The following is a 21,649-nucleotide window of genomic DNA, read 5'->3' as shown; positions in this document are numbered from 1 at the left end:
AAGTGCCACAAAGATAGGGATTTATCTCATAAATAAGACAGGGAGGGTATTAATTTATCTTATTTACCCAACAACCACTTCCAAACCGGTATTACCTCAATCGCACATTTTTCCAACTCAATCCGTTCTTCATCGTCATACGTTATTATCAATAACTGCCGACATTCAAATACCTTATTCAATTTTACTAATGCCTGAACTTCCCGTTGGAAAGTCTCATCAGAGAGATTCATGGTATAACAGACCTGTATAGCCACTCCTGTATCAGGCAAATAAAAATCAACCTCTACATTTCTATTATAAAAGAATACAGCATCGTCCGTCCCATAACGCCGCAATAGTGTCACAGCAACCAAATTCTCAAGCAACGAGGTATCAGCATCCAAAAGAAGCAAATTGAGAATGCCATTATCCGCAAAATAATATTTCGGATTAGTTTCACGCTCCACCAATTTATCCGCAATATTTTGTATAGGAATCAGCAAGCAAGCATCTTTGGCATATTCCATGTAGTTAATGACAGTATTCTTCGATATTTTCACTCCGGTTGAAGCAACAATATTAGTTATACGAGTAAACGAAACCGGTTGCTTTATACTTTCGGCCAATTTGCGGAAAAGGATGCGTAAAGCAAAAGTATTTTCGATGGAATGTCTTGCAGCAATATCTCCTAAATATATCTTTTGGTAAACACTTGTCAGATAATCCCGTTTTGCGGCAAGCGATGCCCCTTCCGGAAAACCACCGGAACGAAAATAATCATTGAATATACGCTTTATTTCTGCCCGGCTCTCTGTTGCAAACAAAGAATTCTCTGTAACTTCAACCCCATTAGCATAAAGAAACTCTTTAAAATCATAAGGGTATACATGTACTGTAATGTATCGTCCCCCCAAAGTGGTAGCTACATCCTGACTAAGCATTTTAGCATTGCTTCCTGTCACATAAGCCCTATATTTATTATCAGCCAATCGCCGAACAAACTTGTCCCAACCATCAATATTCTGAATTTCATCCAAGAAAAGCATCGGCCTGTCTGTTGACATCTCGGCATGTACTTCCAGTATGAGATTTAAATCTGCCGCCGTCATTCCAATCAAACGTTCATCTTCAAAGTTCACATATAGCATTTCATTCCAAGTATGCCCATTATGCAAAAGTTCCTGTATCCGTTGATAAAGTAAAAATGATTTTCCTGCTCGCCGGATACCTACAAATACATAATTTCCAAACTCTTCAAACTGAAAGCTACGAGGTATAACTTGATGTTTGACCACCTCATTTCTATTATCTAATAGAACTTCTTTTAGTATTTCTCTTCTAATCATATTTCAAGATATTGTTCTAACCACTGAACAAATATAATCTAATTCTGTTCAATTAACAAGACAATATTGTTTTTTATTCAACTATTCGTCGATTTCCGGCTCTTCTATGTCGTATTCTGTTTGTTCCAGTTCCCGGTCTGCTTTCTTCATATTTTTCGTTAGCATACTTTCGGGCATATAATATTTAAAAGGTATGCGGGTACACTTTGTCTTCTTCAGTTCCCTGCTGAATTTTGAGTTTGCCACAAAATATACGCGTGAAATAGCAACTTTCCCCGGCGTTACCTGTTCGGGCAGCACACATCCCTGACTGGTCAGTGCCGTTTGAAAGGTTCCCAATCCCTCAATGGTCACCGAATGACCGGAGGAAAGCAGGTCTTGAATACTTTCAACCAACTCCGACAGGATTCCTTCTATCTGCCCACGATGAAAGCCTGTTGTCTTTGCCATCCGTACTGCAAGTTCTTTATTTTTCACTCCTCCTCTTCGCTGCATTTTACTAGGTACACCATACCATAACTCTTTCCGTTCTCCGGATGATAAATCCGCTTTCTTTCTCACTACATAAGGGATAGACATAATCTTACGCTCCTTTCTTTTTAAGTTAGTTATCATAATTTGTACGACACCCGGGTGTCATGCATACTGAGACCCGGGTGTCGAACACAACAACACCCGGGTGTCGTACAGCACGAGACCCGGGTGTCATACAAGTTTTTCTTGCTACAAAATTAAGTTTTTATTATAGGAAAACAAAGGAATTCTTCTATATTTGTGCATCCCTACATTATACTAAAGAAAAACATAGAACTATGATTAAGATTCTTCTATTGATAGACTATTCAAGCGAATTTGACAGGAAACTGCTACGGGGACTTGTCCAATACTCCAAAGAAAACGGCCCCTGGCTCTTTTACCGACTACCTTCTTATTATAGCGCAATGCATGGTGAACAAGGCATTTTAAGATGGGCGAAAGAATGGAAAGCCGACGCCATTATCGGTCAGTGGAATAATGATACGATCGATTTGCAGAAGGAGCTGAATATTCCGGTAGTACTACAAAACTACCATCACCGGAGCGTCACTTACTCTAATCTGACAGGCGACTATAAAGGAACGGGAAGAATGGCAGCCCAGTTTTTTGCCAAGAGAATGTTTCGCAATTTTGCTTATTTCGGCGTTAAAGGGGTGGTTTGGTCTGACGAACGTTGCGAAGGGTATCGGCAGGAAGTAAAACGCATCGGAGGCGAATTTTTCAGTTTCGAATCGGATAAGCAGGAAGACGAGATAAGAATGGAAGTCAGCCAATGGTTGCAGCAACTCCCCAAGCCAGTCGCTCTATTTTGTTGTGATGATGCGCACGCCCTATTCATTTCTGAAACTTGCAAAATGACGAATATTCCTATTCCGGAAGAAATTGCTTTATTAGGCGTGGACAATGACGAACTGATGTGTAATATTTCCGACCCTCCCATTTCATCCATAGAGCTCGAAGTAGAAAGAGGCGGATATTCTATCGGCAGACTTATTCATCAACAAATAAAAAAGGAACACGAAGGTACTTTCAATATTGTTATCAATCCTATCCGCATCGAATTACGGCAATCTACGGAGAAACACAATATCAAAGACCCTTATATTCTGGAAGTAGTGAAGTATATAGAGTCTCATTACAGTTCCGATTTGACCATAGAGTCTCTGCTTGCAAACATTCCGCTATCCCGCAGAAACTTCGAAGTGAAATTCAAAAACGCACTGAATACCTCTATATACCAATATATTCTGAATTGCCGGTGTAATCATCTTGCAGATCTACTGCTCACAACCGACCGTCCATTGGCCGATTTAGCAATGGAAGTAGGCTTTACAGACTATAATAACATTGCCCGGATTTTCAAAAAATTCAAAGGATGTTCACCTATTGAATACCGGCAGAAAAAGACTAGACAAAGATAAAATAAACGCTTTCTGAAGACTGTTTTTCGTTTTGACATTAAGATCATTCATGAGAATGACCTACCTTTGTTTTCATACCTTTCGAAATACATTTTAGATATTAATACTATGCAAAGACATACCATAAGAGGAAAAACAAGAACGATTATCTATCCTATTATTATTTATTTGGGGGTCACCTCAATAATGGGGTGCAAAAGATTAGAGATTAACCAGACAAAAAGAAACTGGGAGAAGCTATCCGCCTACTTTACCCCACCACCACTGTATCAGGAGAAATTTGGAACTTACCGCAATCCTCTTTTATTTTACAATGGAGATACAGTCAAAAACGCAGACGATTGGCTAAAACGAAGAAAAGAAATAAAAGACAAATGGTTGAACCTGATCGGTCATTGGCCGGCTATCATCACCAATCAAAAACTGGAGATTATAAAAACCACAGAACGCGAAGATTTCAAACAACATTTAGTGCGTTTTTATTGGACTCCTCTGGAACAGACTTACGGCTATTTACTGGAACCAAATAAGAAAGGGAAACATCCTGCCGTTATCACAGTATTCTACGAACCGGAAACAGCTATCGGATGGGGAGGAAAAGCTAATAGAGATTTCGCCTACCAATTAACCAAAAGAGGATTCGTTACTCTCTCATTAGGAACTAGACAGACCACCAAAGATAAGACTTACTCTCTCTATTACCCGACTATTAACAACTCCACTATGCAACCTCTTTCAGTACTTGCTTATGCGGCAGCCAATGCATGGGAAGTATTAGCCAGAGTCGAAAGTGTCGACTCTACCCGAATTGGTATCATGGGACACTCTTACGGTGCTAAATGGGCTATGTTTGCTTCTTGTTTATATGAAAAGTTTGCCTGCACCGCCTGGAGTGATCCGGGTATCGTCTTTGATGAAACCAAAGATAATTATATCAATTATTGGGAACCTTGGTACTTGGGGTATTATCCCCCACCCTGGAAAAAGATCTGGAGCAACAACGGCAATAACTCTTCAACAAGTGTCTATGCCAGACTATGTAAAGAGGGGCATGATTTACATGAACTCCATTCTTTATTGGCTCCTCGCCCATTTCTCGTATCAGGAGGTTATTCTGATAATGTAGACAGATGGATTCCATTAAATCACTCTGTTGCAGTCAACCGACTTTTGGGTTATCATCATCGAGTGGCAATGACGAACAGGCCCAAACATGATCCTACTCCCGAATCAAACGAAACTATATATAAGTTCTTCGAATGGTTCTTAAAAAGAAAAACGCCAAAAGAAGATTAACGATGCATTATTCTTCGTTTTTTGAAGATAGTTTTTCGTTTTTGCCACCGCACATATCTTTGAAACAGAATACTTTTGTATCATTAACTAGTTAACCGGTCTAAAGAGACTATTGTTAGAAATTAAAATTTCAAATCGACGATCTAATATTTAAAAACTTATCATGCAATGAAGAAAATCAGATGGAATCCAAGGTTAGTAACCTCGTTGTTTATTACTCTTTTAATGTGCACTCTCGATTGTCTTGCACAAGAAGTAATAAAAGGGTTTGTGAAAGATGGTAATGATGAACCATTACCTGGCGTATCTGTAGCTGTCAAGGGTGCAACGAATGTCGGTACCATTACAAATGTTGACGGCAAATATAGCATTAATGCCCATAAGAATGACGTATTGGTATTCTCCTATATCGGAATGGTCAGCCAGGAAGTCAAAGTAGGTAATAAGACGAATATCAATATCACTCTTAAAGAAGATGTTTCCTCGCTGGATGAAATCGTAGTGGTAGGCTATGGAACTCAAAAGCGCGGTAGTCTGACCGCCGCCATATCTACTGTCTCCGATAAAGAAATCCTTAAAGCCCCAACCATGGGAATCAGTAATATCATCGGTGCACGTGTTGCCGGTATTTCCGCCGTACAAGCCAGTGGACAACCCGGTGCGGATAATGCCTCCTTGTCTATACGCGGGCAAAGTGGTATTATCTATGTTATTGACGGCATCAGAAGAAGCGCAAGTGACTTCAACGGACTCGATCCGAATGAAATAGAATCTGTGTCTGTATTAAAGGATGCATCAGCCGTAGCCGTTTATGGTCTGGACGCAAATGGAGCATTCATTGTCACAACCAAAAAGGGACAAACAGATAAAGTCACCATTAGCTATACAGGTACTGTGGGTATCAGCCAGAATGCAGAAGAACAAGAATGGCTCGACGGACCGGGATATGCTTATTGGTACAATAAAGCCCGTCTTCTACAAGGTGATACGGAAGTGTTTACTGTCGACATGGTGCGCAAAATGCGCGAGGGTGTCGACGGATGGGGAAATACCAATTGGTACGATAAAGTATATGGAACCGGTGTTCGCCAACATCATAATATTTCAGCATCAGGAGGAAGTGAAAAGATTCGTTTCTTCACATCTATCGGTTATCTGGAAGAAAAAGGAAATATAGATAAGTTCAAATACCGTCGAATGAATCTTCGTTCTAATATCGATGCACAGTTGGCTAAAGGACTTAGTCTGTCATTAGGTGTTTCGGGGCGTATAGAAAAACGGGATGCTCCCAAATTTTCTGCCGATCCGGATGATTGGATGAATATTCCCCAACAGGTATGCTATGCTTTGCCATACGTACAGGACACTTATGAATATAATGGGAAAATATACGATGTTTCAACCCCGACTTCCGGTTCTCCGGTAGCTCCTATCGCATCCATATACGATTCAGGATATAACAGGTCCAACCAATCATATATGCAGTCTAATTTCAGTCTGAAATACGACACACCTTGGCTTAAAGGATTAAGTTTAAAATTCCAGGGAGCGTACGACTTAGTTCATGGGATGACTAAACAGTTGACCAAGCCGAATGAAGTCATGATTATGGATTTACCTAATGCAGCCACTACCACACTCACCTACCATAAGGACTACAGTGTTTTGAAAGATACACCTATATTATCCGAATCGGCATCACGCGCCCAAGAGTTCACTACGCAAACCAGTATCACGTATGATAACAAATTTGGAGATCACTCGATCGGAGTATTATTACTGGCCGAAACACGGGAACGTAATAGCAACAATCTCGGTGTAACGGGAACCGGATTAGATTTCATTCAGTTGGATGAGTTGAACCAAATCACAGGATTCACCAAAGAGGGGAAAGAGCAACCTGCTATACCTTCGGGTAGCAGCAGCCAGACACGTGTAGCCGGTTTTGTAGGTCGTTTGAACTACAATTACGCTGACAAATATTATTTGGAGGCTTCACTACGCCACGATGGTAGTTATCTGTTTGGTGGTATGAACAAACGCTGGGTCACCCTGCCCGGTCTCTCTCTTGCCTGGAGAATCAATAATGAAAAATGGTTTCATGCTACTTGGGTAGACAATCTGAAATTAAGAGCAGGTATTGGAAAAACTGCAACCAGCGGTATCCAGCCTTTCCAATGGAGAAATACGATGAGCACATCCCCCAATTCTGTAGTAATAGGCGGAGCCAGTCAAACTGCTATCTATCCGTCCGTATTGGGAAATCCCAATTTGACATGGGCGCAATGCCTCAACTATAATATCGGAGTAGATGTAACTTTATGGAATGGATTATTAGGAATGGAACTGGATGCTTTTTATAAATATGAATATGACAAATTATCTTCTGTAACCGGTTCGCACACTCCTTCCATGGGAGGCTATTATTTTTCAACTGCCAACGTTAATAAAGCAGATTATAAGGGTTTTGATGTCACCTTTACACATCAGAACAGAATCGGAAGTTTCAGCTATGGAGCCAAATTAATCTGGTCATACGCATACGGAAGGTGGCTCAAATATGCAGGTGACTCTGAAAACACACCGGAATACAGACGACTGACCGGAAAGCAAATCGGTTCGAAAATGGGATTCATTGCCCAAGGATTGTTCCAGAGTGAGGAAGAGATAGCCAACTCCGCTACCATGCCCGACCGACCGGCTTATCCCGGATATATCAAGTATATGGATAGAAATGGAGACGGTATTATAACAGTCAATCAAGATCAAGGGTATGTAGGTAAAAGCTCAAGACCGACCCACACAGGTTCTTTCAATTTATTCGGTAACTGGAAAGGATTCGATTTTGATATTTTGGCATCATGGGGGCTTGGCAGCGATGTTGCATTAACCGGAGTATATACGGCAACCGGTTCATCCGGAATCCAAAGCGCTACGGCCTTCACGCGTCCATTCTATCAGAATGGCAATGCACCAGTCTATCTGGTGGCAAACTCCTGGACACCCGAAAATACAAATGCAGAGTTCCCTTGTCTGGAAATCAATCCGAGAAGTTTGAATAACGGGCTGGCCTCCACATTCTGGTATCGTAACGGAAACTATTTGAGAATAAAAACAGCACAAATAGGATACAATTTCCCTAAAAAATGGTTGAGCCCATTGGGAGTGGAAGCTCTTCGCCTCTATGTTGAGGGATACAACCTTCTGACTTTCAGCGCTGTGTCCAAGTACAACATCGACCCGGAATCTCCAGCTGTAAACAATGGATATTATCCGCAACAAAGGACTTATACACTTGGAGCTAAAATCACATTCTAAAATATACGCTATATGAAAAAGTTATGTATTAATATATCACTCTTCTTTATGTTGCTGACTTTAAGTTCGTGCAACGACTGGCTGGATGAAGTAAAACAAACGACTACCGTTAGTGATGAAATCATCTGGCAAGATGAAACCCAGGTTGACAAATATGTGAATAGTTTCTATCCCCTCCTGCATGATTACGGTCAATTCGGGGAGGCCCAATTCTACGGAAGTTTTACAGAAAGTCTGACTGACGCATTTAAGTATGGTTCATATACGCTGGGACACAGAGCCGGCCATCCTAATCTTTATGTACTTACACCGGATGCTATCTCTCCGGATAACTGTCTATACAGTATCTGGCTACGTTCAACAGCATACAAACAGATCCGAGAAACAAACCAATTTCTATCTCTACAAAGAAAATATTCCGAATTTTCAGCAGACAGAAATAAGCTTTGGGAAGCTCAAGTACGCTTTTTCCGTGCATTTGTATATTTCCAGTTAGCCAAAAGACATGGAGGTGTCATCTTGTATGACGATCTGCCGGTATCAACTAATAAAGCCCGCAGCAGTGCTGAAGAAACCTGGCAATTCATAGCTGACGATCTTGATTTTGCAGCCAATAATTTACCCAAGGAATGGGATGCGGCAAATAAAGGGCGTATCACCAAAGGAGCAGCCTATGCACTGAAATCAAGAGCTATGTTATATGCCAAACGTTGGCAGGATGCCTATGATGCTGCTAATAATGTAATTGCACTCAAACTATATGGTCTGACGGACAAATATGAAGATGCATGGAAAGGGAATAATAAAGAAGCGATTCTGGAGTTTGATTATGATGCTGCCAACGGGCCTAATCATCTTTTCGACCGGTATTATGTACCACAATGTGATGGTTATGACAATGGTTCAACAGGAACTCCTACCCAGGAAATGGTAGAATGTTATGAAAGCAAAAATGGAGAAAAGATAGACTGGACACCCTGGCATGGCATTACTGATGAAACTCCTCCATACGACCAACTGGAACCTCGCTTCGCCGCAACTGTAATCTATAGAGGATGTACCTGGAAAGGGAAAAAGATGGATTGCAGCCTTGACGGAAAGAATGGTGTGTTTATGCCTTACCGGGAACAGGGTACTTCATACGGCAAAACCACAACCGGTTATTTTTTAAGGAAATTGTTAGATGAAACGCTAACAGACGTCAAAAATGGGAAAAGCGCCCAACCGTGGGTTGAAATTCGCTATGCAGAAGTTTTATTGAACAAAGCAGAAGCAGCTTATCGACTCAATAAGATCGGGGAAGCCCAAAGTGCAATGAATGAGGTACGCGCCAGAGTAAAAGTGAATTTACCGGGTAAATCCTCTACAGGCGAGGCTTGGTTCAAAGATTACAGAAATGAAAGAAAGGTTGAACTAGCCTATGAAGGTCATTTATTCTGGGATATGCGTCGTTGGGAATTAGCCCATATTGAATACAACAACTATCGCACACATGGCTTCAAAATCATTGGCGCTACCAATACATACGAATATGTTGATTGCGACGGGCAGGACCGCAAGTTTATAAAGAAATTATATGTCCTTCCTGTACCGTCTGAAGAATTGAAGAATAACTCATTGATTGAGCAATATGATGAATGGAAATAACAATAAAACTCTTAGAACAATGAAAAACAAAATTATATCAATCATCCAGGCATTAGTTCTTCTATGGGGAGTAACTAGTTGTCACAGTCCTGAAGAGTTGGGTTCTGACATTCAACGCGAAGGTATCAACAGCATCACTGCATCGTTTCCGAACGATGACAGCAGCGAAAATAGTTTCAAAGGTGAGATAGATTATACCAATCATTCAATCACATTTGTTTTCCCATACAATTATCCCAAATTGTCGGATAATGTATTGCCGACCTCTGCACTAAAACGGGTAAGATTGAGTGCCAGTTTAGCGAATAATGTCAGTGTAACTCCACCATTACTTTATATGGATCTTACCCAAGACAACTATATCACAGTGAAAGATCAGACCTCCGGGACTAGTACCGAATTCAAAGTAATAGGTGAAATCCGTAAGAGCAACGAATGTAGCATCACCAAATTCGATATTCCTGCCATAGGGCTATTGGGAGTCATTAATGAAAACGAAAAAACAATTTCATTAGTAACCATAGATAATGTAGGGGAGCAGATAGCTAACATTGATATCTCACATGGAGCAACATGCAGTCCCAACCCCGAAACAGAAGCACTAGACTATGAACAAGAACAGACCATCGTCGTCACAGCACAGAATGGCATAGATAAAGCAACATATACGGTAAAAAAAGATATTCCGCAAAAAACTGTTGCAGGTATCCGCCAAGGAAGCGGTAAGCTATTATGGTCTAAAAGACTATCTGAAATAAGCGGTATTCTGCTACCGGGTAAAGTAACTGGACTTGCAGTAGTCGACAAATATGTTGTCATCAACGAACGTGCCAATGATCGTGCCATTTACTTAAATAGCCAGACCGGAGAAATAGCAGGTTCTATGGATATCAGCCAATTTGCCGGTGACAATTCAAACTTCCATGCAACAGCAGATCGGGGAAATAATATTTTATTCTGCAGCTATACTCCATCAGGAGGTACTTTCACCGTATGGAAAGCTAATGGAGTGAATGAGAAACCACAGAAATATATTGAATATAAAACTGGCACTAATATAAGATTTGGTTGGAAGATCTCTATCCAGGGAGATTTGGATGCCAATGCCCTTATCACAACTCCAGTATTCCAAAAGGATAGTAAAGTGCAATTCGCCCGTTGGCGTGTCATAAATGGTACTTTACAATCACAAAGTCCGGAATTTGTCATTATGAGTTCCTCTCTACTGACTTCAAACTGGATTAAATGGGCGGATGTGATTTATGCTGATGACACCGATACTCAAAGTGACTATTTCTTGGCCAGCCATGTCACAGATACTTCTGCCAAACGCTATTTCTACTGGTTTAAAGGAACAGACAACAGCATAAAAGCGGCAAATACGGGTGCTCCGGGTAACACAATTATCAATGCTGTAGACTATGCCGTGTTCAACAAAGTACCTTATGTCATTTACAATCATGTAAATAGTTTCAACTATGCCGTAACTGGTTCTGATGCTGTCCGTATGTATGATCTTAGTAGCGGCTCGTTCGACAACCAAATAGTAGTATGTCCGGACAAGATATATGGAGGTCTCGAGAATTCCGGTCAGAACACCGAAGGAACCGGAGATGTCGTATTTAAAGTTGCCCAAAATGGTTATTATCTATACGTTTATCTCGTATTCTCTAATGGAGGCATCGCCTGCTACCAATATGACTGTATTGATATGTAATACAAACAACCAGTAATCAACCTTATAATATACCACTAAATATGAAATTAAAAAATTTATGGTTAATAGCAGTTGCAATACTCATATACGCTTGCAATGCAGAAGAAACGAGATCGTGGGAAGTTACTTTTGATCCAAATAAGCCCAAAGATCCAAATGAACAAAGCATTATTAATGTGGCGGCAGGCAAATTCTATAAAATGAATGTTGTAGCCAACAGTGCCTATGCTGATAAAGCCCCTCTCGATCCCTGGACATCCGGCACCAAACTGACGGATGAGGAGACCGGTACCCTCTCGACTAAAAACAGAGGAGTCGGTTGGGATGCACAAACTGTAGAAGTTATAATTGATTTGGGATCATTACGCAGTATCACAGAAGTATCAGTACATGCTATTTCCGATCCGACATCACAAATTGTATTCCCTGCTCAAATAGAAGTATCAACCAGCAAGGACAAAAGCCAATGGGAAAAAGCAGCCTCACCAATTACCTATTCCGACAGCAACGGAAAGTCGGATGCTTGGGGAAAAACAGACTTTAGTAATGTAGCATGCAGATATGTGAAAGCGACTCTCAAATCTTCAGCTTCCACCAGTATGATGATGCTCATCGACGAAATCAAGGTAATGGGAGAATTTCATAATGACATGAAGTACGTCCCCGAAAAAGGGTGTTATCATGGAGCATTCCCACCATTATACGGATTCGATCCGGAAGACCGCGAAGGAAGTACTGACCAGTGTGCCGTTGCCTTATTTGAAAAATTGGTGGGAAAGCAACTATCTATGATCTTATGGTATCAGAATATGGAACCGGGACGAAATTTCAGCGAAATGCAAACAGTACGTGAGAAATACTGGGGAAAAAACTATCAGGGCAAATACCGATTCTTCCTTTACGGATGGCTGCCCGTCATTCCCACCCAACAAATGGCAAATGGCGAACTCGACGATTTTCACAAATCATACTTCGCCGAAGTAGCTGCCCAAGAAGTACGTGACATGGGACCTATCTGGTTCAGACCAGCCAACGAAATGAATGGAAGCTGGACTCCGTATTACGGAGATCCCACAAACTATGTCAAGGCTTGGAGACGTATGTATAACATTGCAGAACAGTTGGGTGTCACTGCCTACAATGTCTTCGTATGGTCACCCAACAGTGTAAGCATGCCAGGTACAGAAGCAAACGCAATGAAAAACTATTATCCAGGAGATATGTATGTAGATTGGCTGGGAGTAAGCTGTTATCCACCATCGCTTAGTGCTACTTATCCGGAAGAAAGAAGATATCCGCTCACACTGATGCAAGGAATCAAGCAGGTATCGGCAGACAAGCCTATCATGATTAGTGAAGGAGGATACTCCAGCACATGCGACCACCAGAGATGGGTAAGAGAATGGTTTAAGCTGAAGGATGAAGAGCCACGTGTCAAGGCCGTCGTATGGGAGAATCACGAAAATGCAGAGAATGGTGACCGCCGTCTGCAAAGTGACCCTCTGGCACTTGAACTGTACAAGGAACTCGTCCAGGATCCTTACTGGCTTGATTTGATCCCGGATGCTGTGTACAGTGAAATTGAAACAAGAAAGAATAATTCAAAATAATCAAAGACAACAAGTATTCTAGTATGAAAAGACTGACTCCATATAGCTGGCTGATTCTGATTATATTCTCCTCCTGTCTGACTGGTAATAAAGTAGCAAGTACTGATAAACAGATAGAAAGTTTATTATCACAAATGACTTTGGAAGAGAAAATTGGAATGTTGCACAGTAACACGATGTTTTCAAGTACCGGTGTTCCAAGGCTTGGCATCCCCGACCTGCACTACTCCGACGGACCTCACGGAGTAAGATTTGAGGGAGTAGCCAATGGGTGGGAATCCGCCCGATGGGATAACGACGCATGTAGCTATCTACCTGCATTAAGCGCCTTAGCATCTACTTGGAACCGTGATCTGGCACAGCTATATGGAGAAGTTCTTGGAGCTGAATGTAAAGCACGCGGTAAGCATGTGAGCCTGGCTCCGGGAGTCAACATTCACCGTTCCTTACTCAATGGACGTAATTGGGAATATTTCAGCGAGGATCCTTTCTTCTCCGGTGAACTGGCTGTTCCATATATACAAGGAGTACAGTCACAGGGAGTAGCCTCTTGTGTGAAGCATTTTGCTCTGAATAGCCAGGCATACAACCAGTACAAAGTGAGTGTAGAAGTAGACGAACGCACCTTACACGAAATTTATCTTCCGGCTTTTGAAGCTGCCATACAACGAGGTGGAGCCATGGCAGCCATGGCGGCATATAACAAGGTTCGAGGGTTGTGGTGTACGGAAAGTCCTTATCTTCTTGATACTTTACTTCGTGATGAACTAGGATTTGACGGATTAGTCGTATCGGACTGGAATGCAGTCCATAACACAGAGCGAACAGCTCTGTGCGGTATGGATGTCGAAATGGGAACAAGCATCAAAGAAAATGGGAAATATGCTTTCAATAAATATTATTTGGCCGATCCTTTATTGAAGAAAGTACGTAATGGAGAGATTCCGGAAGAAGCCGTCAACAAAAAAGTACGTAATATTCTGAAATTGATGATTCGACTTGATTTAATAGGACAAGTTCCTTATGACACTACAGGTATGGCAGCCAAACTTGCAATACCTGCCCATACTAAGGCTGCCAGAGAAATAGCGGAGGAATCATTGGTATTATTGAAGAATTCCAAAGATATGCTACCACTAGACCCGGCACAATACAAGAATGTCGCAGTGATTGGCGCAAATGCAACCGAAGTATTTGCAGCAGGAGGTGGCAGTACAAAACTTAAAGCTAAATATGAAGTTACTCCTTTGGAAGGGCTACAAAATCTTTTAGATGGAAAAGCCCGGATCGAATATGCACCCGGTTATCAATTGAGTAAAAAGGCGTATAAGGTTGGTCATTGGTTCACGAACGAATTTGATAAATCCGATGAAGAGCTATATAAGAAAGCAATCAATACAGCTGCCCAAGCAGAATTGGTTATCTATATAGGTGGAACCTCCCACGAACATGGTTCTGACTGTGAAGGGTACGATAAGCCGAATTTAAAGCTTCCTTACCAACAGGACAGATTATTAAAAGGTATCCTGGAGGTTAATCCCAACACTGTAGTGGTACTAATCTCCGGTGGCCCCGTCGAAATAGGAGAATGGTATAATGATGCTACGGCATTACTGCACGGCAGTTTTCTAGGGATGGAAGGAGGAAATGCACTGGCACGTACATTGTTTGGAGAAGTCAATCCTTCGGGAAAACTGACTACTACCTGGTGTAAGCGTCTGGAAGATATGCCTGATCACGTATTTGGAGAATATCCGGGTATAAACGACACCGTCCGTTTCAAGGAAGGGCTTATGGTCGGCTACCGCTACTTCGATACTTACCGTGTAGTCCCCCAATTTGAATTCGGTTATGGATTATCCTATACCACTTTTACTTATTCAAACATAAAGATGAAACCTGTATGGAAAGACTCGGACACAGAGTTTGCCGTATCATTCACCATTACTAACACGGGAAAACGATATGGCCAGGAAATTGCACAGTTATATTTGCATCAAAACAAATGTTCTGTAGAACGCCCGTTTAAAGAATTAAAAGGGTTCACTAAGGTTGGCTTAAAACCGGGTGAATCCAAACAAGTCACTATCAAGTTACCGCGCCGCGCCTTACAATACTACGATACCGAAAGTAAATGCTGGAAAGACGAACCTGGCATGTTTACAGTATTAATAGGCGCATCGTCACGGGACATCAAATTACAGAAAGATTTCGAACTGAAAAAATAAAAACACATGGGAAACAATAACCTTATAAGTAGCAAAAAGACATACTACATATCAATTGCAATTCTGGCAGGGATGTTCTTTATCTTCGGATTTGTGTCGTGGGTCAATGCCATACTGATTCCATACTTCCGCATATCCTGTGAACTGACACATTTCGAATCCTACTTTGTCGCCTTTGCATTTTATATCGCCTACTTTGTAATGGCTATCCCCTCGGGAGTACTTCTCAAGAAAGTGGGATTCAAGCGAGGTATTATGTATGGTTTTATGCTTACCGCCTTAGGAGCTTTCTTATTTGTTCCGGCAGCATTAGCCCGTCAATTCGAGATATTCCTGGCCGGTCTATTTTCCATCGGCACCGGATTAGCCATATTGCAAACTGCCGCTAATCCTTATGTCACTATTATCGGTCCTATTGATAGTGCCGCCAAACGAATCAGTATTATGGGAATATGCAATAAATTCGCAGGTATCGTCTCACCACTCATATTTGCTGCATTGATATTAAATGTTACCGACAAGGAGCTTTTTGCCACTATAGAATCGGGGACTTTAGACATAGTCACAAAGAATGCTATGCTTGACGAATTAATACAACGCGTCATTGTGCCTTATGCTGTTCTAGGCGTTATTTTACTGCTTACCGGTATCGGTATCCGTTACTCCATTCTGCCTGAAATCAACACAGACGAAGAAAACAGCACGGAAGATACAGGTAGCCACCATCACACCAGAAAAAGTATTTTCGACTTTCCTTACCTTATCTTGGGAGCAGTGGCTATATTTCTTCATGTAGGAACACAAGTTATCGCAATTGATACAATCATTAATTATGCCAATTCGATGGGTATGGACCTGCTCGAAGCTAAAACATTTCCCTCATATACATTGGCCTGCACTATGATTGGTTATCTGCTGGGGATTCTGTTAATACCCAAATATGTTTCACAAAAAAATGCACTTATAGGGTGTACCATCACCGGATTACTCCTTTCATTCGGAGTTGTATTTGCAGATTTTGAAGTAACCCTGTTCGGTCATCATGCCAATGCCTCCATTTTCTTTCTGAATGCATTGGGTTTCCCGAATGCTTTAATCTACGCAGGTATCTGGCCACTTTCCATTCATGGACTAGGGAAATTCACCAAAACCGGTTCCTCTCTTCTTATTATGGGATTATGTGGCAATGCCATTCTGCCTCTGATATATGGTCATCTGGCAGATATGTATAGTCTGCGTTTCGGTTATTGGGTATTGATTCCCTGTTTTTTATATTTGGTTTTCTTTGCAGTTAAAGGTCATAAAATAGACTCCTGGAAATAAATTAAAAACGAAATAATATGGAAAGACTCATCATAACAAATGGAAAACTCATTCTACCAACAGGCATAGAAATGGGCCAAACATTGATATGCGAAAATGGAAAAATTGAGCAGATTATTCCCAATGAAAGCTATCAACCGCTCGTTGGTGACAAGGTAATAGACGCCCGTCAGAATTATGTTTCACCAGGATTCATCGACATGCATATCCACGGAGGAGGAGGACATGACTTCATGGATGGTACTGTCGAGGCTTTTCTCGGAGTGGCCGAAACACATGCCAAGTATGGTACTACCGCAATGGTTCCCACCACACTTACCAGCACTAACGAGGAGTTAATGACGACGTTTACCGTATATCGGAAAGCCAAAGAAATGAATATCAATGGTTCGCAGTTTATCGGTTTACATTTGGAAGGACCTTACTTTTCACCGAAACAATGTGGTGCGCAAGACCCGAACTTCCTGAAAAAGCCGCAAGCTGAAGAATACAATGCCATTCTGGAAGCCTCAAAAGATATTATCCGTTGGAGCGTAGCTCCAGAGTTGGAGGGTGCTCTAGCACTAGGGCAAACTCTGCAACAACATCATATTCTCCCCTCCATCGCTCATACCGACGCGATTTATGAAGAAGTTGAGAAAGCCTTTACAGCAGGTTATACACATGTGACCCACCTTTATTCGGCCATGTCATCAGTGACCCGCAAAAATGCTTTCCGCTATGCCGGAGTAGTAGAAGCCGCCTACTTGATTGAAGATATGACAGTGGAGATTATTGCCGATGGCATACATCTTCCGAAACCCCTGCTCCAATTCGTATACAAGTTCAAAGGAGTTGATAAAACAGCCCTCTGCACTGATGCCATGAGAGGAGCGGGTATGCCGGACGGTGAATCGATATTAGGTAGCCTCAACAATGGCCAGAAAGTCATTATCGAAGACGGAGTGGCCAAAATGCCGGATCGGAAAGCTTTTGCCGGTAGTGTTGCAACAACCGACCGGCTGGTTCGAACCATGATATATTTAGCCGGTGTTCCTCTCATTGACGCCGTCCATATGATGACCCTGACGCCCGCCCGTATTCTTCATATTGACAAAGAAAAAGGTTCTTTAGAAATCGGTAAGGATGCCGACATAGTCATTTTTGATAATCAAATAAATATAAATAATACAATATTAAAAGGCCATGTTATCTATACTAAATGAAACTAAGACCAAAGTTTTTCAGCAGGAACAATTAACAGTTCGAATTTTCCCGTCCATTCAAGAGATGGGCAGTGTAGCCGCAAAAGAAGTCGGCGACCAAATTTGTCGCTTATTGGAAAGCAAACCGGAAATAAATATGATTTTCGCCGCTGCCCCCTCACAAAATGAGTTTTTGAGTCATCTGATTCATGACAAACGCATCGACTGGACCAGAATAAACGCTTTTCATATGGATGAATACATCGGTATACATCCGGAAGCCCCACAAAGTTTTGGACATTTCCTTAGAATTCGTATCTTTGACAAAGTTCCTTTCAAGAAAGTCAACTATCTGAATGGTCTGGCGGAAAACCTTGAAGAGGAATGTCAGCGATATGCAGACTTGCTGACTAAGCATCCGGTTGACATCGTTTGTTTGGGAATTGGAGAAAATGGGCATATTGCTTTCAATGATCCGGATGTAGCAGACTTTAATGATCCCAAACTTGTGAAAGTAGTTGAACTGGACCCAATATGTCGCCAACAGCAAGTCAATGAAAAATGCTTCAAGACACTAGACTTAGTACCCAAAGAAGCTTTAACACTCACGATACCGGCTTTGCTAAAAGCTGAATGGATGTTTTGTATCGTCCCGTTCAAAAATAAAGCTCAAGCAGTCTATCAGACTGTTTATGGTGAAGTTTCAGAAAAATGTCCGGCCAGCATATTGCGAAGAAAAGAAAATTCTTCGTTATATTTGGACCCGGAAAGTGCAGAAAGAATTAATTTATAAAGGATTATGAAAAACAGAATCTCACTTCTTATACTACTGGCTATCAGCTTCAGTATACACGCACAAAAAGTTATGCGGATCGGAATTATTGGTCTGGACACATCCCATTCCACCGCTTTCACCGAATTGATTAATAGTGGTTCGGATGAGACCTTTTCCAAAGGTTTTAGGGTAGTAGCAGCGTATCCGTACGGTTCAAAGACTATTCAATCCAGTTACGAACGAATCCCCGGATACATTGAAAAGGTCAAAGCAAATGGCGTGGAAATCACCTCATCAATAGCAGATTTACTGGAAAAAGTAGACTGTGTCCTTTTGGAAACCAATGACGGCAGACTACATTTGGAACAAGCCGTCGAGGTATTCAAATCAGGTAAGATATGCTATATTGACAAACCTGTCGGAGCTACTTTAGGAGATGCAATCGCTATTTATGAAATGGCAGAAAAATACAATGCACCTGTTTTTTCCTCTTCTGCTCTTAGATTTACTCCTCAAAACCAGAAATTAAGAAATGGAGAATTTGGCAAAATCCTTGGAGCCGATTGTTATTCTCCTCACAAAGTGGAGCCAACGCATCCGGATTTCGGTTTCTATGGCATTCATGGAGTAGAAACATTATACACAATTATGGGAACAGGATGCGAATCAGTCAACCGGATGTCTTCAGATAGAGGGGATGTAGTAGTAGGACGATGGAAAGATGGTAGAATCGGAACTTTCAGAGCGATTATAAAAGGACCGCAAATTTATGGTGGAACTGCCTATACTTCAAAAGGAGCAGTAGCCGCAGGAGGTTACCAAGGTTATAAAGCGCTTCTTGAACAGATTCTTAAATACTTTCAAACAGGAATCTCTCCTATCTCCAGAGAAGAAACAATTGAAATATTCACTTTCATGAAAGCATCCAATATGAGTAAAGAAGAGAATGGAAGAATTGTCACATTGGAAGAAGCTTACCAAAAAGGATGGAAAGACGCCCGGAAATTAATCAAAACCTATAATAAATAAGAAAATGAAATTTATATATAAAGGAATCGGGCTTATATCAATCTTATTTATAGTTTCTTCATGTTCTTTCTCCAAGAAACAGATTATGAATAAGGCGGAAGCCAATGATTCATGTAAAATAGAAGTAGTGGTTCTCGATCCCGGACATTTCCATGCCAGCCTACTTCAAAAAGAGACATTGACAGATGTCAGTGACACCATCCGGATATATGCCCCCGAAGGAATAGCCGTCAACCAATATCTGGAAAGCATTGATTCTTATAATCAGCGGGCGGAATCTCCTACGACATGGAAAAAACAAGTATATACCGGAGATGATTATCTCCAGAAAATGCTTGCCGATCATAAAGGTAATGTAGTAGTATTGGCCGGAAACAATCAGAAAAAGACGCGCTATATCATGGAGTCTATCAAAGCCGGATATCATGTCCTTGCCGATAAGCCACTGGCTATCAATCCACAGGATTTCAAGTTATTGACAGAAGCCTATCAACTCGCCAAAGAAAAGAATCTTCTTTTATACGATCTGATGACGGAACGTTATGATATCCTCAATATCATAGAAAAAGAGCTTTTGCATCAGACGGAATTATTCGGAGATTTACAAAAAGGTTCACCGGACAATCCATCTGTCATAATGGAAAGCGTGCATCATTTTTTCAAGACAGTTTCTGGCAAGCCATTAATTCGCCCGGCATGGTATTACGATGTAGAGCAACAAGGAGAAGGCATTGCAGATGTTACAACACATCTGATCGACCTCATCAACTGGCAATGTTTTCCTGATGAAACGATTCATTATCAATCGGATGTCACCGTGAATGCCGCCAAACACTGGCCAACTCCAATTACATTAGCAGAGTTCAGTCAATCGACACAAATCGATTCTTTTCCCGCTTATCTTAACCGATACATAAAAAACGATGTATTGGAGGTGATGGCAAACGGAAGTCTCAACTATACCGTTAAAGGGATTTGTATAGGAATGAAAGTCACATGGAATTATACTCCACCCACTAACGGAGGAGATACATTTACTTCCATAAAGAAAGGAAGTAAAGCCACTTTAAAAATCGTTCAGGATGAAAAAAATGGATTTGTAAAAGAGCTATATATACAGAAAGAACCGGACATTGACAATCGGACATTTGAAGCTCAATTGCAAAAAACAGTGGAACAGCTTCAAATAACTTATCCGTTCTTATCTGTCAAAAACAAAAAGAATGGAACTTATCTGATTGACATACCACAGGAAAAACGATTAGGACACGAAGAACATTTCAGCAAAGTGGCAAAGGCTTTCCTGCATTATGTACACAATCAGGATATGCCGGAATGGGAAAATGAAAATACACTAGCTAAATATTACATTACTACTACTGCTGTAGAAATGGCAAAGAAAGGAAACAAATAAACAAAACAATAGGTGTTAGAAACAAGATGCAAATATTATGAAAATGAAGCCATGTTTCATGGCTTCATTCCTCATATCATGGGGACCCGATTCGATATCCTGCTCATTCATTCCGATATCGACCGATTGAATACACTTTGGGCAGATATCGCCTATGAGCTGGAGCGATTGGATAAAATATTAAATCGTTTTGATCCTCATAGTGAAGTTTCCAAGATTAATAATCATGCTTCTCAAAGCAAGATTCAAATCAGTAAAGAGATGAAATCAATCTTACAGCTTTGCTCATACTATTATGAGACCACTTCACACTTATTCGACATTACATTAAAAGATTTCTCCCAAATACAACTTCATGAACATTCATATATCTCCTTTACATCTCCTGATATTTCACTTGATTTTGGAGGTTTTGCCAAAGGATATGCTTTGAAGAAAATAAGAAAATTCATTGAACAGGAGAATATTAGTGATGCATTTGCTAATTTTGGAAACAGTTCGATCCTGGGTATAGGACATCATCCTTATGGAGATTGTTGGAAAGTCAGTTTTCTGAACCCGTACAATCAGTCTCTTCTAAAAGAATTCGATCTGCAGGATACAGCATTATCCACTTCCGGCAATACGTTACAATATACCGGACACATTATGAATCCGCTTACAGGCATATTTAATAAACAACGAAAAGCAAGTTCTATCCTGTCCCCCGACCCGTTGGAAGCCGAAATTCTTAGTACGGTCTGGATGATTGCCAATGAACAGGAACAAAAAAAGATTTCAGAAAAGTTCAATAATATACAAGCAACCCTATACAATTTATGA

At 41.0% G+C, this 21,649-nt stretch carries 15 protein-coding genes; 13 read left to right on the top strand and 2 right to left on the bottom strand.

The window, feature by feature from the left end; all coding sequences use genetic code 11:
* Positions 1-59: 59 nt before the first annotated feature.
* Complete coding sequence (locus tag BXY_RS13945; RefSeq protein WP_004324509.1) at positions 60-1,328, bottom strand: ATP-binding protein; 1,269 nt, start codon at positions 1,326-1,328, stop codon at positions 60-62.
* Between the two features lie 81 nt (positions 1,329-1,409).
* Positions 1,410-1,907 (bottom strand): HU family DNA-binding protein, encoded by a 498-nt coding sequence (locus BXY_RS13940; protein ID WP_004305143.1) that lies wholly within the window; start codon positions 1,905-1,907, stop codon positions 1,410-1,412.
* A 233-nt stretch (positions 1,908-2,140) separates the two neighbouring features.
* Between BXY_RS13940 and BXY_RS13935 the strand changes: the two genes are divergently transcribed.
* The 13 genes from BXY_RS13935 to BXY_RS13875 all read left to right on the top strand — a co-directional run bounded on the left by BXY_RS13935 (position 2,141) and on the right by BXY_RS13875 (position 21,649).
* A complete protein-coding gene (locus BXY_RS13935) occupies positions 2,141-3,286 on the top strand; it encodes an AraC family transcriptional regulator (RefSeq protein ID WP_022199325.1) in 1,146 nt (381 codons plus the stop codon).
* Between the two features lie 108 nt (positions 3,287-3,394).
* Positions 3,395-4,582 carry an alpha/beta hydrolase family protein gene (locus BXY_RS13930; RefSeq protein WP_008642909.1) on the top strand — a complete coding sequence of 396 codons (1,188 nt, stop codon included), beginning with the start codon at positions 3,395-3,397 and terminating at the stop codon, positions 4,580-4,582.
* Positions 4,583-4,750: 168 nt separating this feature from the next.
* Positions 4,751-7,900 carry a SusC/RagA family TonB-linked outer membrane protein gene (locus tag BXY_RS13925; protein WP_004309612.1) on the top strand — a complete coding sequence of 1,050 codons (3,150 nt, stop codon included), beginning with the start codon at positions 4,751-4,753 and terminating at the stop codon, positions 7,898-7,900.
* 12 nt (positions 7,901-7,912) lie between these two features.
* On the top strand, positions 7,913-9,547 hold the full coding sequence (locus tag BXY_RS13920) for a RagB/SusD family nutrient uptake outer membrane protein (protein ID WP_004299618.1): 1,635 nt from the start codon (positions 7,913-7,915) through the stop codon (positions 9,545-9,547).
* Between the two features lie 19 nt (positions 9,548-9,566).
* Positions 9,567-11,264, top strand: coding sequence for a DUF5018 domain-containing protein (locus BXY_RS13915; protein WP_004314071.1), 1,698 nt, complete (start codon positions 9,567-9,569; stop codon positions 11,262-11,264).
* A gap of 41 nt (positions 11,265-11,305) precedes the next feature.
* The gene (locus BXY_RS13910; RefSeq protein ID WP_008642908.1) at positions 11,306-12,874 is read left to right on the top strand and encodes a glycoside hydrolase family 26 protein; all 1,569 of its coding nucleotides are present in this window, start codon (positions 11,306-11,308) and stop codon (positions 12,872-12,874) included.
* A gap of 23 nt (positions 12,875-12,897) precedes the next feature.
* Positions 12,898-15,102 carry a beta-glucosidase family protein gene (locus BXY_RS13905; RefSeq protein ID WP_004305152.1) on the top strand — a complete coding sequence of 735 codons (2,205 nt, stop codon included), beginning with the start codon at positions 12,898-12,900 and terminating at the stop codon, positions 15,100-15,102.
* 6 nt (positions 15,103-15,108) lie between these two features.
* On the top strand, positions 15,109-16,425 hold the full coding sequence (locus tag BXY_RS13900; protein ID WP_015532230.1) for a sugar MFS transporter: 1,317 nt from the start codon (positions 15,109-15,111) through the stop codon (positions 16,423-16,425).
* Positions 16,426-16,442: 17 nt separating this feature from the next.
* Positions 16,443-17,630, top strand: coding sequence for an N-acetylglucosamine-6-phosphate deacetylase (gene nagA / locus BXY_RS13895; RefSeq protein WP_134993120.1), 1,188 nt, complete (start codon positions 16,443-16,445; stop codon positions 17,628-17,630).
* Positions 17,611-18,402, top strand: coding sequence for a glucosamine-6-phosphate deaminase (locus BXY_RS13890; RefSeq protein ID WP_004305159.1), 792 nt, complete (start codon positions 17,611-17,613; stop codon positions 18,400-18,402). Before nagA ends, BXY_RS13890 begins: the two co-directional genes overlap by 20 nt.
* A 6-nt stretch (positions 18,403-18,408) precedes the next feature.
* Complete coding sequence (locus BXY_RS13885; protein ID WP_008649456.1) at positions 18,409-19,413, top strand: Gfo/Idh/MocA family protein; 1,005 nt, start codon at positions 18,409-18,411, stop codon at positions 19,411-19,413.
* Positions 19,414-19,417: 4 nt separating this feature from the next.
* Positions 19,418-20,827: a putative oxidoreductase C-terminal domain-containing protein gene (locus BXY_RS13880; RefSeq protein WP_008649448.1), complete on the top strand. Its 1,410-nt coding sequence runs from the start codon at positions 19,418-19,420 to the stop codon at positions 20,825-20,827.
* A gap of 51 nt (positions 20,828-20,878) precedes the next feature.
* Positions 20,879-21,649, top strand: a complete 771-nt coding sequence (locus BXY_RS13875; protein ID WP_008649447.1) for an FAD:protein FMN transferase — start codon at positions 20,879-20,881, stop codon at positions 21,647-21,649.

It is taken from the genome of Bacteroides xylanisolvens XB1A (genome assembly GCF_000210075.1).
Lineage (GTDB): Bacteria > Bacteroidota > Bacteroidia > Bacteroidales > Bacteroidaceae > Bacteroides > Bacteroides xylanisolvens.
Note: the sequence above shows the minus strand (reverse complement) of the source record. Positions and strands in the feature narration are given on the sequence as shown.